Here is a 13,246-nt window from a genome sequence, read left to right on the forward strand (position 1 = left end):
GGCTTCTTTTTGAGGCTGGGCTTTTTTTTGGCTATGAAGTTGGGTGCGTGGGAGGAGCTTACCATAATAACCAACCTCATTAATTTGCCTTCATACTATTAATAGTATGAATACTTTGTTGCACTCTATCCTTGATTTTCTCTGCCTGCCCCTTAGCAAAACTATCATTAACCCTAAAATTTAAAGAATTGGTAAATTCACTCAAATCCATCTTAGAAAAATCTAATTTTTGAAACTCCTCTGTGGTAAATCCAGAACAATTAGGAGATTCTCCACTCCCCCAACCTTTACCTATTTGCTGCCTACCTTGTTCATTAAATATCCTTGCTAGGAGACTATTAAAGCAACAATGGGATTTACTTTTTTGAATACAAACTTTCGCAAAACCTAGTTTAATCCTTTTAGAGCAATATTCTCCAATCTCCTTACATAGGCTCTGCTGGTTAAGCTTTGCAAGATTCTTTTCATTCTCTTTGCAAGATACTAATCCTAAGAAGACTTTGTTTTTATTACAACACCCGCCCCCGCTTAAACCTAAGAGCTTATCACTACTTCTACAACTATGGCTTTTCCCATTAAAAACTAAAAGTTGTCCTCCACAACTTCCATCTTCCCTCCAACCATTATTAGTAGAATCATTAACCCCTACATTTTTATTAATATTTTCTACTAATGAAGCATTTCCTCCACTACCTCCTGCAAAACAAGGATGAGGAGAACATTGTAATTTCCCATCATATTGCACACAAGCTCTATCTTTATTAAAGGGTAAAAAATGAAGCAAGGACACTAAGGGCATCTTTAGATTCTATTCTTCCTGCGATACAGCGAGGCGTAATTGGTTATAATGATTGTGATGATGGGAGTGAAGAAATTATTTTAGAATTTTGTAAAACCTATCCAAGCTTTATCCCGATAAAATACCCCTATAATGTGGAAATTAAAAATCCTAAAAAAGAGGAAAATAAACTTTATTACTACTCTAACTATATTTTGAGTTTTATCCCACAAGGAGAATGGTTTATCAAGCTTGATATGGATCATATCTATGATGCTAAAAAACTTTTTAAAAGTCTTTACCTCTTAAAGAAAAACACCGATATTCTTACACTCTCAAGGATGGATTTTTATATACAATGGGAAGAGATATATATCAGTAAATCAGGGAGGGGTTATTATAATAGAGCCGGGGATCAAACTCTAAGATACAACCACAACTTTAAATACTATGAACGCATACTCTCCCCAAAACTTCAAGATTGGGGAGAACAAATCCTAAAGGGCAAACCCACTCAATCCCAACTTGAAGCGTTGCAAGGAGATTATCATTCCTATGAAGCCAAAATAGAGGATTCTTATAGTCGAATTTATCGCTCTGAGCTTTGCCACTATCATTTCCCTAATATAAAAAAGAGACGCGAGGGCATTCCTAAAAATGCTTTACCCTTAAAAGAGTTTAACGATGAAGCTATAGGTATAGAAATAGATCCAAAAATGCTTGAAAAAGAAACCATACTTTCCCTTTATAGTCGATTTGATTTGGAGAGAATTTAGTATTAATTTGTTACAATCGCCTTTTACTTTAAAGGCATTATGTTATGAAAACAAAGATTCCATTCAAAAGCTTAGGAAAAAAAACTTCTTATACTTTCAATTATGATTTTAATCTTTTAGAAACTTTTGAAAATGCCCACCAAGACAGGGATTATTGGGTAGATTTTGTTTGTCCAGAATTTACCACCCTCTGCCCCATAACAGGACAACCAGATTTTGCCACTATAAGAATTAATTATATTCCCCAAGCTAAAATGGTGGAATCTAAGTCTTTAAAGCTCTATCTCTTTAGCTTCCGTAATGAGGGTGGATTCCACGAAGATTGCGTGCAGTATGTGTAAAAATGTGAAGTGCTAGAAGTTAGCATTAATACCTTTAAAAAACTCTGCCAAGAAGATTCTAATTTTTGTCTCTCTTTTATAGCCTCGCTTTGCAATAAAATCAAAATCTTAGAAAACCATATTAGTCAAAACTCTAAAACTATCGAAGAAAAACTCAAAGACTTTTTTCTACAAAATCAAGAATTATTAATCACTCTTACACAAAAACAGATTGCCAAAAGCCTCAATATCAGCCCAGAATCACTATCAAGAGTTTTAAAAAACCTTAAAGAAAAAAATCTTATAAAAACACAAAGTGGAAAAATCATTTTTGTTGATACAAAATTTTATAAACAACCTACAATCTCAATGTAGAATCTTTTGCAATGCATAATTTATTGGAATAAAATACTCAAAGCATCAAAAGCTTTCAAAAACTCCCTCTTAAAATGAATTATTACCGCAGGAATAATAACCACTAAAATACTAAAGGCAATACTAATCTTAACAGGAAACCCTATAGCTAAAAGGTTAAATTGTGGATGTGCTTTCATAATCATTCCAAAAATAATATCAGAGAGCAAAATAAGTGCGATAATAGGAAAAGACATTGTAAGTCCTATCAAAAATAGATGTGAAAAAGATTGAATAATGTATTGGATATAATTATGCGAATAAATAAAACTCCCTAAAGGAATTTCTTTAATGCTTTCACTTACAAAATACAAAAAAAGATGATGATAATCAAACCCCAACATAATAAGCAATGCAAGTAATGTTAGGAGCTGCCCAACAATTGGTTTTTGAGCACCTGTTACAGGATCATAAGCATTTGCAATGGTTAATCCCATAGCAAAAGAAATAATCTCTCCACCAAAAGAAATCATACCAAAGACAATCTGTAACGCCATAGAAGCCAAGAATCCCAACATAATCTCGGATAATCCCGCCACAATAAATTCTACAATAGTCATATTAGCAGGAGGAATAATCCCAACTAATGGGATAAACAAGATGGTTAGCCAAAAGATGAAAACACCTTTAATAGAATTTGTAATTAGTTGATTTTCAAAAAAAGGAAAAAAGGCTATAATCCCCGCAAAACGCAAAAGTAATAATAAAAAATTAGCAACATTCCCCTCTGTAAGATAAGCTAAAAATTCCATTAATGTAAGGGTTTCAAGGTAGCATTCTCTAATTGATAAGAGCGGGTAGCCTTTTGTGCCAAAAGAGGGTCGTGGGTTACATAAATTAACAGAGTAGAAGTTTGATGAATATATTCAAAAAGCAGTCCCATAACTTTAAAAGCATTTTCTCTATCTAAGTTCCCTGTGGGTTCATCCGCAAAGATAATATGAGGCTTTTTTGTTAAAATCCTAGCGATAGATAAACGTTGTTGCTGTCCTCCACTTAGGGCACTAACATTTTTAGGTAAATTTTCAAAAATCCCAAAAAACTCCAACAAGGAATCATCGATTCTTTCCTCTGAAAGCAAAGAAGCAACTTCTAAGTTTTCTCTTGCACTAAACCCCAAAAACAAATAATGCGATTGGAAGATAATCCCTATCTCTTTGCGTCTAAGAGCTAAAATCTCTGCATAGGGGATAGCGTAAATATCTTTGTTAAAAATATTCACGCTTCCCTTTTGTGGCTTTAAAAATGAGGATAGAATATGTAAAAGCGTGCTTTTCCCACTCCCACTAACACCCATAATAGAAATGCTCTCTCCTCCATTTGCAGAAAAAGAAAGATTTTCTATAATGGGCTTCTCATAACTAAAAGAAATGCCTTTAACTTCTAATAAAGACATCGCTAATAACTATCCAAGCTGTGCGGCAACTTCATCAGCAAAACTACTTGTCTGCTTTTCAATCCCTTCACCAAGTTCAAAACGAATATATTCCACAACTTCAATACAATCATTACATTCTTGACTCTTTTGTTCTAAAACTTGAGCAATAGTTTTCTTATCATCCATTACAAAAAACTGCCCTAGAAGCGTTAATCGCTGATCTAAAAGTGTAGAATCTGCCTTAAATCTGTCTAATTGACCAGGTAAGATCTTATCCCAAATTTTCTCTGGCTTACCCTGGGCTTTAAGCTCCTCTTTAAAAATAGCTTCTTGCTTGCGTAAAATTTCATCGTTTAATTCCAATTGACTAATGTATTGGGGGATTTTATGCAAAGGTTTTCCCAACCTTTTAAGCTCTTCATTTTCTTTTTCTAATTCTGCAAGAATCGCAACTTTCTCCCTTTCTACAAAGTCTTTATCAAAAGAATGATAACTAATTACTTGGGGTTTCATAGCTGCTGCGTGCATACAAAGATTCTTAGTAAAATCTGCTAGTTTAGCTGCATTTTCTTGCTTTTGGCATTTAAGGGCGATAATTACACCAACGCGTCCATTAGAATGCACATAGGCATTAACAACGCCACTACCCTCTGCTTGAACTTTTGCAATTCTCCTAACGACGATATTCTCACCAATCTTTGCAATTTGTGTTTTCAAATATTCTTCAAATTTGACCCCATCAAGGCTTAGGGTGTTTAATTCCTCTGTATTTTGAATAGTAGAATCTTGCACCAACGCAATGGCTTTTGAACTCAACTCTTTAAAACCATCATTTTTTGCAACGAAATCTGTTTCTGAATTAATCTCTACCATACTAGCTTTCTTAAAATCTGATGAGACTTCAACACTAATCGCACCCTCTGCTGCTACTCTATCAGCTTTTTTAGCGGCTTTACTTAAGCCCTTTTCCCTCAAATATTCTACCGCTTTTTGTATATCGCCATTTGTCTCTACTAAAGCCTTTTTGCAATCCATCATTCCTGCATCAGTCATTTCTCGGAGCTGTTTTACAAGCTGTGCATTAATCTCTGCCATATTTTATCCTTACAAAATTATTCTTGGGTTTGCATAAAATCTTCTTCACGCATTACTTCTTCTAAGACTTCTTGCTTTTCTTGCTCACTTGCAGCAGCAACCTCTTCACTCTCAATAGAGGCTTCACCTCCGGCAATAGCACGTCCTTCTGTAATAGCTTCTGTCATCTCTTTACAAAAAAGCTGGATAGAACGAATCGCATCATCATTTCCAGGAATTGGATAATCCACTACATCAGGATCGCAATTAGTATCTAATGGAGCAACAATAGGTATCCCAAGCTTTCTAGCTTCAGCTACCGCTATTTTCTCTTTTGCCGCATCAATAACAAAAATCATATCCGGCACTTTCTTAAGATGCCTTACACCACCTAGATATTGTGTTAATTTATCTTTTTTTCTTTGAATCATTAATTTTTCTTTTTTGGTTAAAAGATCAATTTGACCACTAGATTCCATTTCTTCGATGATTTCTAACTTACGGATAGATTTTTTAATAGTAGAAAAGTTTGTTAGCATTCCCCCAAGCCAACGATAATTCACATAAGGAATATTAACACTTTGTGCGTATTGTTTCAAAGTTTCACTAGCTTGTTTTTTCGTCCCAACAAACATAATAACTTTTCCCTCGGCTGCTGCATCTCTGACAATATTATAAGTATAGCGGAAATATCGTAGAGTTTTTTGCAAATCTATAATATGAATATTTTTTCGCACACCAAAAATATATTTTTTCATTTTTGGATTCCAACGTCTTGTCTGATGACCAAAATGAACACCACATTCTAAAAGGTCTTTCATTGTTACCATATTTTCTCCTTAATGTTTGGTTTTTCCTCCACGCTCTTAAACAGAATATAACCTGCAACCTAAACTAGGATTAGCGTGTGTGATATTTTCAAAAATAAAAAGGGTATCATTCTATTAAAATTTTCTTTAATTCTAGCTTTTATTGAGGTTATCCTTGTATAGGCTTTTAAGTTTTAATATTTAGAAATGGATAAGCACAACTCTTATAAAAAGGTTATTAATTAAGATTTAGGATTGTTGCTTTATTTAAACCCTAAAACTTCTTCTTATTAACATCTTCTAATATCTCTTGAGCTATAGCATTAACATTTTGTGTAACACTATTGGTATCATTAACAATCTCTACATTATTTTGTGTAACACCCTCTAATTGATTAATAGCTTCATTAATTTGTGAAATACCCTCTGTTTGTTCTTTAATAGATTCACTCATATCATTAATACCTTGCACTAAGACATTAACATTAGCTTCAATCTCATTTAAAGACTTTCCTGTTCTCTCTGCTAATTTTCTAACTTCATCTGCAACAACTGCAAAGCCTCTTCCGTGTTCTCCTGCTCTTGCTGCTTCAATAGCTGCATTTAATGCTAAGAGATTAGTTTGATCGGCAATATCTTTAATCACACTTACGATATTTTTAATATCTGATGAATACTATTTTTGACAAAAATAAAACTAATAACACCTAAAAACAATAGTGAAGTGGTAAGCAAAATAATCGCACTTAAAGCAATCTTTATTTTTAAACTTTTTTTAAGCATTAACCACTTTCTCCAAGTTTAATGAAATCAAAAAATTTTTACATAAAATTCTAAATTTTTTAACTTTGCATTATACTAAAATATAAGCACCCATATTATCCAAAAATTAAAACCATAGATTATCTAATAATCGAACCTCCTCTACTTTTGCAACAACTAAGATTAAAGTTGAATCTTTTTGGATAGTTAAAATAGACTCTAATTCCCTATTAACAATGGCAAAATATTCTACCTCTAACCCCTCTAACACCCTTAATGCCTCATTCTTTATTTTTAAACTCTCTCTCTCTCCTTGCATAATAACTTGCATAGCGACTTTTAAAGATTGAGAAATTTTTAGTGCTTTTCTCTTGCCCTCTAAGCTTAAATATGCATTCCTTGAACTAAGCGCTAATCCTTCCTCGCTTCTAACTATCTCACAAGGGATAATTTCAATAGGAAAAAATAAATCCTCTACCATTTTTTGAACGATTAAAAGCTGTTGAGCATCCTTTTTACCAAAAAATGCTTTATGGGGCTGTATTAAATGAAATAATTTATTAATAATTTGTAAAACACCATTAAAATGTCCGCTTCTTGCCTCCCCCTCTAATACACTTGCCATAGATAGGGGGGCATTAAAAGTAGTTTGCAAAGAGGATTTTAGAGGATACATTTCTTCTATTTCTGGCATAAAAACAATATCAACCTCTGCACTTTGGCATATCTTTAAATCTGCCTCTATTTTGCGTGGGTATTTACTAAAATCCTCATTAACCCCAAACTGCGTAGGATTAACAAAAATAGAAACAATAGTTAAATCACAAGTTGTTTTAGAGGCTTTAATTAAGGATAAATGCCCCTTATGTAAAGCACCCATAGTAGGGACTAAACCTATTACTTCTTTAGGATTTTGTCTTTTATAGGTTTGAATAAAGATTTGCAACTCTTTAACACTCTTAATAACCTTCACACTTATCCCTCTAATTGCTTAAAATACATAGATGCAATTATGCGTTTATCAAACTTAAAAAAATAATAAATTCTCTAAAATATGTTAGAATCCAAATTCTAATTAATTTTGGGAAATCTTATGGAAGAAAACAAATTCTTAAAAACACCCGCACAAATTTCAGAAAACAATCTCTCAGAACTAATGGAAAACATTATCCTTAAAATCACAAAAGAAGATAGCAAAGCTTTAATTTATCATCTAAATAACCTTAATTTTGCCTTTGCTTTAGCAACTAATGAACGCAAAAGTTTTATCCTTGATAATAATCCGCTAACTAAAATTCAGATGCAATGCCAATTCTCCTACCCTAGTTCCACAGGATTAAAAAATCGATTAAAAGAAATCAAAATGAACTATTTTGAAATGCCTACTGATATGTCTAAATATTTCACTCCCAAAATCTATAATGAACTCCTTTCTTTTAAAGAGTTTTTAAAACACTCCCCTAATGATTCTATTAATTTATGGATCAAATACCTTATCAATATTTTTTTAACGCCAACTAATACACAAATACCTCAAGATATGGAATTAAAAGAATTTATTCTCAATAAATACAAGCGTATTTATCAAAATGTTAGCCCTGTAAAACTATTAATCTTAAACCCTTATATACCAAATTTTGTTAAAGATACTACAAACGCAGAATCTATCTTTTCACAAAAAACACACTTGATTTGCTACTCACCCCCATCTTTTGAAGGGGATAAATTTTGCAAACAAAACCTTTTAAGAATGTGGTTTTTTGATATTAAAGAGCAAGATATTTTAAATATTAGTCAAATCAACTTAGAGCAGCAATTAAACCAAAATTTTATCTTTATTAACAAAATATTAGAAACAGGAGGCATACTCTACATAGAAACCCAAAATATCCAAAAAATGGAAAAGTTTTTCAAAATATCCTCATTTTATGGTTATAAAAATATTCAATATTACACAAGTAGCAACGCTAAAAACATTATTATTTTGAGAAAATCCTTTTAAGAAAGAATTAAATATTTTACAATATAATTCTAGCTTTCTAAAAATTTGTTTAAATGGCTCGATAGCTCAGTCGGTAGAGCAGGAGACTGAAAATCTCCGTGTCGGTGGTTCGATTCCGCCTCGAGCCACCATTTAAAAGCATAAGCTAAAATAGAACCCTATAACGCTCCTTTCTTTCTTATCATCACACAAAAGGGCTTTTTTAAGCTATATTTTGATAGGATACAGGCTATTTGCTCAATAACTCTAAAATATTCAAGAAAAAATGGAAATTCTCTATGCACCAACTTTTCGAGAACAAAGAGATACGATACACGCCAATTGCCAATGTGGCTATGATATACAAATCCTAGAAACACTTTGCAATATCCAAAACAGCTTAAAAGCAACAAAAACCCATAAAATTCTCTACTTACCTCATCCAAAAACTATCACACTATTATCTTAAATGCATTAAAATTCCCCCCCCCCCCCGCGATAACCATTAAAACCATAAATTCCCTAGCACAAGCCAAAAACAGCACACTTTTGGTTACAGATGCTGCCAACACTGCCTTATCCTTTAGCCTCTTTTACCAACAACCAAACATTATCCATCTTCCAGCCTTTAGTAATATAGAACTAGAAGGAGATAAACTTTATTCACTATTTTCTTTTACCACATCTTTTAAAAAGCTACAAACAGAAATAACGCAAATTTTAGAAAATCCAACCCCCCCCCCAAAAAAAAGAAAAAATTGCCAACTTTTTACAAGAGGATTTATTATGAATGCCAAAGAACAAATTAAAACCTTTATTAATATTGCTACAAAAGATATTATCTCATCTTAGCACTACACAAAAACATCCTTTTTATTTCTTTTTATCCAACTTATCGCTCTCAATATGGGGATCTTATCCAACAACTCTCTAAGTACTACAATGTAATTACTATTGTCGATAGAATCTTAAATGATGACTTTGAAAAAAGTGGGCATCATAATGTGCTTTTTCCTTGGAGAATTATAGAAAATAGCGAAGTTTTCTACCTTAACACACATATAGAGGGAATAAATATTATCATTACAGCTGATCAAGTAGCCTACCAAGATGGAAAAATAGATAAAGAATTTCTAAGCAAAAGTGCAAAACGTATCTATCTCCCTCATAGACTAACCTATGCTTGTGGGGAGAGCTGAAGAAGTTTTGTTATATTATTGTTCCCTCTAAAAGTGCTATGAAAAGCTTTAAAAAAGCACTCAAAGATTCCAAAATTAAACTTCTACCTTGTGGCTATCCCCAGCTAGATAAAGCTATCAAAGAATACCAATACCGACCCTCCAACACAATAACTTATAGTCCTACATTAAGGGATATTGACCCTACTCGCAATGCCGACCAAAACCTTTATGCGGGATTTGATAGCAATATCATAGAATGGATAACCCAAAATACCTCCTATAATATCACTTACCGTGCCCACCCCTTTAACTCCTCTAGCAATCATTACTTTTATCAACTACTAAAAGCTAAATGGATGCAAAATCCACGAGTAATTTTTGATGAATTCCAAAATTATAACTATTTTAATACTTCAGATTTTCTGCTCACCGATTGGTCAAGCACTGCCTTTTTATTCTCCTACATAACGCTTCGTCCTTGTATTTTTTATATGCCTCACCCTTTAGATGGCACACAATATACCATTAAAGATAAAACCGCCAAAAACTTCGCACAACTCCAAGCAATCCTTGAAAATATAGATTTTAAACAAGAAAAAAATTTTTATAAACATTTAAGAGAAAGCAATGTCTATCATCTTAAAAAATCTGGTGAAGCTATTTTAGAATCTCTTGAAGATATTTTAAAAGCAAAATTATGAGAGCCATCATCCTAGCTGCAGGGGAGGGAAAGAGACTCCAACCCTTAACCCTCAACAAACCAAAACCTCTCCTAGAAATTCGTGGGCAAAGCATTTTAGAAAATATGATTAACTATCTCAAAAAATCGGGTATAGAGGATATTATAGTAGTAACTGGATACAAATATCAGCTTTTTTATAAGCTCCAAAAAAAATTAAATTTTCAACAAATTATCTTTAAGGATTATCAAGGGGTTAATAGTGCAGAGACTTTAAAATTTGTCGCTAAATACATCCACAAAGGGAACTTTTATTTTAAATGGCGATTTATATATCACACGACCCTTTATGCATTATATCAAAAAGGGGCATTCCCAAATTTTAGCACAGAAGATTCTACACACAACCCCATCTTGGGGTTATATCACCGATGAAAACCAAAAACTCCTCGATATTGATACCAATGCCATAGAAGGTTATGGTGATGGTATTACCTTTTTTGATAATGCTAAAGAAATAGAATTATTAAAAAATGCTCTTTTAAAATGCCACAAAGAAGATTATTGGGAAAAGTGCATTTTACACTCCCTTGCAAATATTGATTATTTTATATCTTTTTGCAAATCCTATTATATAGAAATTGATTCTTTAAAAGATGCCCTAAAAGCCAATCTTATTACCCCTCAAGAAATAGCCTTACAATGTTCTAAGTTAGTATTTATAACCTTTTTTTAAATTTAGCAATGCTACACTCTTCAGCTTTTAATGTCAGTGTTATCATTGTTTTAACACCCCTTTTTGTTGCCCTCCTAACCAATCTTTTAAAAATTGAAAAAACCCAAAATATTTTTTATTAGGCTTTCTTTTAAACCTTAAAGATTTTAAATTAAACTTTGGTATAGGGGATATTTTTGCTCTGCTATCTACATTAGGATGGGCTTGTTATTGTATTATCATTACAAATATTTTTAAACCCCAACAAGAATCTCTAATCCTTACTAGAAAAATGGTATTTTATGGGATTATATTCATAACACCTACTCTATTTTTTGAAAACATCTCTTTTAATCTTGCTCCCCTTTTAGAGCCCAAAATATTTTTAAATCTACTTTTTGTAGCGTTTTTTGCTTCTGCTTTTTGCTTCATTCTTTGGAACAAAGCTATTATACTTATTGGGAGTATTAGGACAAATATCTATGTTTATTTAACACCTGTTATTACTCTATTTGCTTCTGTTATATTCTTAGATGAATCTATACAATCTCTTGCAATAGCAGGAATGATTCTAGTCTTAAGCGGGGTTTTTGTTGCTACAAGGCGATAAAAAAATTACTCCACTTAAAAACTCTAAAATTTAAGCCATAAAAGGATAGAATAATAAAAAAAGTAAGGGTTGTATGATGAAACTTAGACTTCCACACGCACCTTATATTGCAAATAAAATAGCAATAGATTTAGCAAATTGTGATTTTGTGAATATTTTATATGGATTGGATGGAGTTTGTAAAATTGCTCAAAACTTCTTAGAAAAAAACATTCAAGAAGAATTAAAGATTGAAGAACAAGCGAGGGATATTGTTGAAGAAAACCTTGAAGAAATAGAGTTCATGCAAGCAGATGAACACCAATTATTTTGGAAAGTTAAAAAACATTTAGCCGAACAAATAGGATTTGAATTAGCTTGGGAAGATAGATATAATAGCCTCTCACATAAGATTCTTAATGCCCTTTTGCAAGAGGATTTAATTGATTTTTCTGTATCAGAAACAAGGGTAAAAAACATTATTTTCAAGGCTATTGATAGCTACGCAAAAGCTTATGATGAAATTGAAGATATTATCACAGAAAAAATTAATCATTATAAAAGAAAAATTGTCTTTGGTAGTGAAGAATATGATTTAATTTTTGATAAGCTCTACCAAGAAGAGCTAAGAAAAAGAGGGTTTTTATAATGTCAGACTTCAAGAAAGCTTGGGTTTATTTAGAAAATGGAATGTTTTTTGAAGCTAGAAGCTTTGGAGCAAACAAAACTGCTATTGGAGAGATTGTTTTTAACACTTCCCTAACAGGCTACCAAGAAATACTAACCGATCCTAGCTATGCTGGACAATTTATCTGTTTTAGTATGCCTGAAATTGGGATTGTAGGGACAAATCCTCAAGATATAGAAAGCTCTAGCATATTTGCCAAAGGCATTCTTGTCCGACATTATAATGAAAAATATTCTAATTTTCGCTCAAATAAAAGCCTACAAGAATTCTTAATCTCCCACGACACTATGGGGATTTTTGGGCTTGATACACGGCTTTTAACCAAAACTTTACGCACACAAGGGGCTATGATGATGATAGCTTCCACAGAATACTCCACCAAAGAAAAACTTAAAGAACTCCTAAGCCAATCTCCAAGAATAGAAGAAATTGATTATGTTAAAGTAGTTAGCACCAAAGAAACTTACCGCCACAAAGAAGGAAGATTTAGCTTTAAAACTATGGACTATACCCTACCTCAAACAAAGAAAAAGATTCTAGCTATTGACTTTGGTATTAAAAAAAGCATATTAAGGGAGTTAGTCAATGCCGGTTTTAGTGTCGAGGTTATACCTCACAACTTTAACGCACAAGCCATTATTACAGCTTATCAAGCAAAAGCATTTGATGGGATTTTTTTATCTAATGGTCCAGGCGACCCCAAAGTTTTAAAAACGCAAATCATAGAACTACAAAAACTTATCTCCTATAATATCCCCATCTTTGCGATTTGCTTAGGGCATCAGCTCCTAGCTTTAGCACAAGGCTATGAAACCTATAAACTCAAATTTGGGCATCACGGAGGCAATCATCCTATCCAAAATCTCCACACTAAAAAGATAGAAATAACCGCACAAAACCATATTTACTCTGTCCCAGAAGATATTGCAAAAATAGCAACTATCACACATAGGAATCTCTTTGATGGAACGATTGAAGGGCTGCTTTATAAAAATGCTCCTATCTGCTCTTTCCAACACCATCCAGAAGCAGGTCCAGGTCCCTTAGAATCTTCTGCACTCTTTAATGAGTTTTCAAAACTCCTCCAAAAAACTAAATAAGA

At 32.7% G+C, this 13,246-nt stretch carries 16 protein-coding genes, 1 tRNA gene and 4 pseudogenes; 14 read left to right on the forward strand and 7 right to left on the reverse strand.

The window, feature by feature from the left end; genetic code table 11:
* Positions 1-79: 79 nt before the first annotated feature.
* Entirely contained in the window at positions 80-799 is a 720-nt protein-coding gene (gene traN, locus CDV25_RS06355; RefSeq protein WP_108911235.1) for a conjugal transfer protein TraN, read from the reverse strand.
* Here traN and CDV25_RS06360 point away from each other — a divergent pair.
* The 3 genes and pseudogenes from CDV25_RS06360 to CDV25_RS06370 form a co-directional block, all read left to right on the forward strand.
* A pseudogene (locus CDV25_RS06360) lies at positions 766-1,554 on the forward strand (beta-1,4-N-acetylgalactosaminyltransferase); the annotation flags it as partial. The gene traN and the pseudogene CDV25_RS06360 sit on opposite strands and share 34 nt — an antisense overlap.
* A gap of 44 nt (positions 1,555-1,598) precedes the next feature.
* Positions 1,599-1,892: pseudogene (queF, locus tag CDV25_RS06365) on the forward strand (preQ(1) synthase); the annotation flags it as partial.
* 12 nt (positions 1,893-1,904) lie between these two features.
* Positions 1,905-2,249: a Crp/Fnr family transcriptional regulator gene (locus CDV25_RS06370; protein WP_108911238.1), complete on the forward strand. Its 345-nt coding sequence runs from the start codon at positions 1,905-1,907 to the stop codon at positions 2,247-2,249.
* Positions 2,250-2,269: 20 nt separating this feature from the next.
* Here the strand turns inward: CDV25_RS06370 and fliR are convergent, their stop codons facing one another.
* The 6 genes and pseudogenes from fliR to panC form a co-directional block, all read right to left on the reverse strand.
* On the reverse strand, positions 2,270-3,040 hold the full coding sequence (gene fliR, locus CDV25_RS06375; protein ID WP_108911239.1) for a flagellar biosynthetic protein FliR: 771 nt from the start codon (positions 3,038-3,040) through the stop codon (positions 2,270-2,272).
* Positions 3,040-3,684 carry an ATP-binding cassette domain-containing protein gene (locus tag CDV25_RS06380; RefSeq protein ID WP_034554573.1) on the reverse strand — a complete coding sequence of 215 codons (645 nt, stop codon included), beginning with the start codon at positions 3,682-3,684 and terminating at the stop codon, positions 3,040-3,042. Before CDV25_RS06380 ends, fliR begins: the two co-directional genes overlap by 1 nt.
* 9 nt (positions 3,685-3,693) lie before the next feature.
* Positions 3,694-4,761, reverse strand: coding sequence for a translation elongation factor Ts (tsf, locus tag CDV25_RS06385; RefSeq protein ID WP_108911240.1), 1,068 nt, complete (start codon positions 4,759-4,761; stop codon positions 3,694-3,696).
* Between the two features lie 17 nt (positions 4,762-4,778).
* Positions 4,779-5,570 carry a 30S ribosomal protein S2 gene (gene rpsB, locus CDV25_RS06390; RefSeq protein ID WP_108911241.1) on the reverse strand — a complete coding sequence of 264 codons (792 nt, stop codon included), beginning with the start codon at positions 5,568-5,570 and terminating at the stop codon, positions 4,779-4,781.
* A 253-nt stretch (positions 5,571-5,823) separates the two neighbouring features.
* Positions 5,824-6,222: pseudogene (locus CDV25_RS06395) on the reverse strand (methyl-accepting chemotaxis protein); the annotation flags it as partial.
* 216 nt (positions 6,223-6,438) lie between these two features.
* Positions 6,439-7,284, reverse strand: a complete 846-nt coding sequence (gene panC, locus CDV25_RS06400) for a pantoate--beta-alanine ligase (protein WP_108911242.1) — start codon at positions 7,282-7,284, stop codon at positions 6,439-6,441.
* A gap of 120 nt (positions 7,285-7,404) precedes the next feature.
* On the opposite strand from panC, the gene CDV25_RS06405 reads away from it, so the two are divergent.
* From CDV25_RS06405 to carA, 11 genes and pseudogenes are all read left to right on the forward strand, one after another.
* Positions 7,405-8,313, forward strand: coding sequence for a hypothetical protein (locus tag CDV25_RS06405; RefSeq protein ID WP_108911243.1), 909 nt, complete (start codon positions 7,405-7,407; stop codon positions 8,311-8,313).
* Between the two features lie 55 nt (positions 8,314-8,368).
* Positions 8,369-8,444 (forward strand) — tRNA-Phe (locus CDV25_RS06410).
* Between the two features lie 134 nt (positions 8,445-8,578).
* A complete protein-coding gene (locus CDV25_RS10220; RefSeq protein WP_162550463.1) occupies positions 8,579-8,761 on the forward strand; it encodes a hypothetical protein in 183 nt (60 codons plus the stop codon).
* An 80-nt stretch (positions 8,762-8,841) separates the two neighbouring features.
* A complete protein-coding gene (locus CDV25_RS06415; RefSeq protein ID WP_108911244.1) occupies positions 8,842-9,144 on the forward strand; it encodes a hypothetical protein in 303 nt (100 codons plus the stop codon).
* A 152-nt stretch (positions 9,145-9,296) separates the two neighbouring features.
* Positions 9,297-9,491, forward strand: a complete 195-nt coding sequence (locus tag CDV25_RS06420) for a hypothetical protein (RefSeq protein WP_108911245.1) — start codon at positions 9,297-9,299, stop codon at positions 9,489-9,491.
* A 38-nt stretch (positions 9,492-9,529) separates the two neighbouring features.
* Complete coding sequence (locus tag CDV25_RS06425) at positions 9,530-10,174, forward strand: CDP-glycerol glycerophosphotransferase family protein (RefSeq protein WP_108911246.1); 645 nt, start codon at positions 9,530-9,532, stop codon at positions 10,172-10,174.
* Positions 10,171-10,401: pseudogene (locus CDV25_RS10940) on the forward strand (sugar phosphate nucleotidyltransferase); the annotation flags it as partial. The gene CDV25_RS06425 and the pseudogene CDV25_RS10940, both read left to right, overlap by 4 nt.
* Positions 10,402-10,432: 31 nt before the next feature.
* On the forward strand, positions 10,433-10,888 hold the full coding sequence (locus CDV25_RS06435) for a hypothetical protein (protein ID WP_239056331.1): 456 nt from the start codon (positions 10,433-10,435) through the stop codon (positions 10,886-10,888).
* Between the two features lie 220 nt (positions 10,889-11,108).
* The gene (locus CDV25_RS06440; protein WP_239056446.1) at positions 11,109-11,477 is read left to right on the forward strand and encodes a DMT family transporter; all 369 of its coding nucleotides are present in this window, start codon (positions 11,109-11,111) and stop codon (positions 11,475-11,477) included.
* Positions 11,478-11,553: 76 nt separating this feature from the next.
* Positions 11,554-12,105 (forward strand): DUF507 family protein, encoded by a 552-nt coding sequence (locus CDV25_RS06445; RefSeq protein WP_108911250.1) that lies wholly within the window; start codon positions 11,554-11,556, stop codon positions 12,103-12,105.
* On the forward strand, positions 12,105-13,244 hold the full coding sequence (gene carA, locus CDV25_RS06450) for a glutamine-hydrolyzing carbamoyl-phosphate synthase small subunit (RefSeq protein ID WP_108911251.1): 1,140 nt from the start codon (positions 12,105-12,107) through the stop codon (positions 13,242-13,244). Before CDV25_RS06445 ends, carA begins: the two co-directional genes overlap by 1 nt.
* Positions 13,245-13,246 lie beyond the last annotated feature (2 nt).

Source organism: Helicobacter apodemus (genome assembly GCF_003097575.1).
Taxonomy (GTDB): Bacteria; Campylobacterota; Campylobacteria; order Campylobacterales; family Helicobacteraceae; genus Helicobacter_D; species Helicobacter_D apodemus.

What these genes read in the sequence shown, in the direction of transcription:
- traN (WP_108911235.1), bottom strand. Translation starts at nt 799, where the DNA reads ATGCCCTTAGTGTCCTTGCTTCATTTTTTACCCTTTAATAAAGATAGA.
- fliR (WP_108911239.1), bottom strand. Translation starts at nt 3,040, where the DNA reads ATGGAATTTTTAGCTTATCTTACAGAGGGGAATGTTGCTAATTTTTTA.
- CDV25_RS06380 (WP_034554573.1), bottom strand. Translation starts at nt 3,684, where the DNA reads ATGTCTTTATTAGAAGTTAAAGGCATTTCTTTTAGTTATGAGAAGCCC.
- tsf (WP_108911240.1), bottom strand. Translation starts at nt 4,761, where the DNA reads ATGGCAGAGATTAATGCACAGCTTGTAAAACAGCTCCGAGAAATGACT.
- rpsB (WP_108911241.1), bottom strand. Translation starts at nt 5,570, where the DNA reads ATGGTAACAATGAAAGACCTTTTAGAATGTGGTGTTCATTTTGGTCAT.
- CDV25_RS06405 (WP_108911243.1), top strand. Translation starts at nt 7,405, where the DNA reads ATGGAAGAAAACAAATTCTTAAAAACACCCGCACAAATTTCAGAAAAC.
- CDV25_RS10220 (WP_162550463.1), top strand. Translation starts at nt 8,579, where the DNA reads ATGGAAATTCTCTATGCACCAACTTTTCGAGAACAAAGAGATACGATA.
- CDV25_RS06425 (WP_108911246.1), top strand. Translation starts at nt 9,530, where the DNA reads ATGAAAAGCTTTAAAAAAGCACTCAAAGATTCCAAAATTAAACTTCTA.
- CDV25_RS06445 (WP_108911250.1), top strand. Translation starts at nt 11,554, where the DNA reads ATGAAACTTAGACTTCCACACGCACCTTATATTGCAAATAAAATAGCA.
- carA (WP_108911251.1), top strand. Translation starts at nt 12,105, where the DNA reads ATGTCAGACTTCAAGAAAGCTTGGGTTTATTTAGAAAATGGAATGTTT.